This is a genomic window from Burkholderia sp. Bp9140, from assembly GCF_003853425.1.
Taxonomy (GTDB): Bacteria; Pseudomonadota; Gammaproteobacteria; order Burkholderiales; family Burkholderiaceae; genus Burkholderia.
This window is the reverse complement of sequence record NZ_QTPQ01000143.1, coordinates 1-218: the sequence shown is the minus strand read 5'-3', so window position 1 is coordinate 218 and position 218 is coordinate 1. Positions and strand designations below refer to the sequence as shown.

2 tRNA genes are annotated in these 218 nt (G+C 58.3%); both read left to right on the top strand.

The annotated features are described in order from the left end of the window. Positions 1–77 (top strand) — tRNA-Asp (locus DIE21_RS37015). 65 nt (positions 78–142) lie between these two features. After that, positions 143–218 (top strand) — tRNA-Glu (locus DIE21_RS37010).

The window sequence follows — 218 nt, the reverse complement described above, 5'->3', positions numbered from 1 at the left end:
GGAGCGGTAGTTCAGTTGGTTAGAATACCGGCCTGTCACGCCGGGGGTCGCGGGTTCGAGCCCCGTCCGCTCCGCCAGAACGAAGCCCGTTCAGATGAACGTTTTGAACGGGCTTTTGCGTTAAAGGTGTAAGCAGTACGTTGTCCCCTTCGTCTAGAGGCCTAGGACATCACCCTTTCACGGTGAGTACAGGGGTTCGAATCCCCTAGGGGACGCCA